2 protein-coding genes are annotated in these 1,601 nt (G+C 75.3%); both read right to left on the minus strand.

The genetic code is table 11. The annotated features are described in order from the left end of the window. Positions 1 to 52: 52 nt before the first annotated feature. Positions 53 to 970 carry a LysR family transcriptional regulator gene (locus ACIQOV_RS40770; protein WP_401056102.1) on the minus strand — a complete coding sequence of 306 codons (918 nt, stop codon included), beginning with the start codon at positions 968 to 970 and terminating at the stop codon, positions 53 to 55. Between the two features lie 3 nt (positions 971 to 973). Beyond that, positions 974 to 1,601 (minus strand): formate dehydrogenase accessory sulfurtransferase FdhD (fdhD, locus tag ACIQOV_RS40775; RefSeq protein WP_401056104.1); only part of this gene is annotated, 628 nt, incomplete at its 5' end.

A 1,601-nucleotide genomic window follows, 5' to 3' on the forward strand; every position in this document is an offset into this window, starting at 1 on the left:
GTCCCCGGTCCCCGGTCCCCGGTCCCCGGTCCCCGGTCTCGGGCCCGGGCGATCACGCCGCCGGCAGGCTGCCGAGCACGGTGGCCACCTCGGTGAGCCGGGCGACCTCCAGCAGGGCGCGGGCCATCACCGAGCCGGGCTCCCGGGCGGCGATCACCAGTCCGATCGGCGCGCTGTGCGCCGGCTCCGTCAGCGGGACCGCCCGCATCCCGCGCGGCACGCCGAACACGTGCAGCCACGCGTACGGCACGACGCTCGCCCAGTGCCCGGTGCGGACGTGGGCGAAGAGCGAGGCCACCGAGTCGGTCTCGACCCGGGGCGTCGGCGCCAGCCCGAGCCCCGCGAACACCTCGTCCAGCACCCGGCGGCCCTGCATGCCCGGGTGCAGCAGGCACAGCGGCAGTCGGGAGGCCTGCTCCCAGGTCGCCCGCGGGTGCTGGGCCGGCTCGTCGGCCAGACCGGTCAGCAGGACGTACCGCTCCTCGTACAGCGGGAGTGTGCGCAGGTCGTCCTCGCCCGGTCCGGGCAGGTAGGTGACGCCCGCGTCGATCTCGAAGTTCCGTACCTGGCGCAGGAGTTCATCGGATCGAAGGTCGGTGGACAGCTCCACGGCGGCCAGCGGGTGGGCGGTGCAGAACGGCCCGGTGAGCAGCGACACGGCGCCCGAGGCGGTCGGCACCGAGCCGATCCGCAGCCGTCCGCTCAGGCCGGTGCGCAGCGCGTCCACCTCGTCCCGGAGGGCGTCCCGGTCGGCCAGGATGCGCTGCGCCCACAGCACGATCCGCTCGCCCTCGGGGGTCAGGCCCTCGTAGGCGCGGCCGCGCCGCACCAGCAGCACCCTCAGCTCGTCCTCCAGCTTGCGCAGCGCCTCGGAGAGGGCGGGCTGGGAGACGTGGCAGGCCTGGGCGGCGCGGGCGAAGTGGCGCTCCCGGGCGAGCGCGACGAGGTATTCGAGCTGGCGGAACAGCATCGCCTACTCGACTCCGGTGGCGGTGGCGGTGGCGGTGGCGGTGGCGGGGGCGGTGGTGGTGGCCGGCGTGGAGGTGTCGACGCGGTCGGTGCGGGTGTAGACGTTCATCGAGTCGCCGCGCAGGAAGCCGACCAGGGTCAGCCCGCTCTCCTCCGCGAGGTCCACGGCCAGCGAGGACGGCGCGGAGACCGCCGCGAGCACCGGGATGCCCGCCATCACCGCTTTCTGCACCAGCTCGAAGGAGGCCCGCCCGCTGACCATCAGCACCGTGCCGCGGGCCGGCAGCAGGCCCTCGCGCAGCGCGTGGCCGACCACCTTGTCCACCGCGTTGTGCCGGCCCACGTCCTCGCGCAGGCAGAGCAGTCGCCCGTCGGCGTCGAACAGCCCGGCCGCGTGCAGGCCGCCGGTGCTGTCGAAGACCTTCTGGGCGGCGCGCAGCCGGTCGGGCAGCGCGGAGAGCAGCGAGGGGGTCACGCACAGCCCGTCCCCGGCGACGCTCCACGGCGCGGTGGTGCGCACCGCGTCCAGGCTCGCCTTGCCGCACAGGCCGCAGGAGGAGGTGGTGTAGAAGTTGCGCTCCAGCGAGGCGTCGGGCGCCGGCACACCGGGGGCGAGCAGGACGTCCACCACG

It is taken from the genome of Kitasatospora sp. NPDC091257 (genome assembly GCF_044757675.1).
GTDB classification, from domain to species: Bacteria; Actinomycetota; Actinomycetes; order Streptomycetales; family Streptomycetaceae; genus Kitasatospora; species Kitasatospora lactacystinica.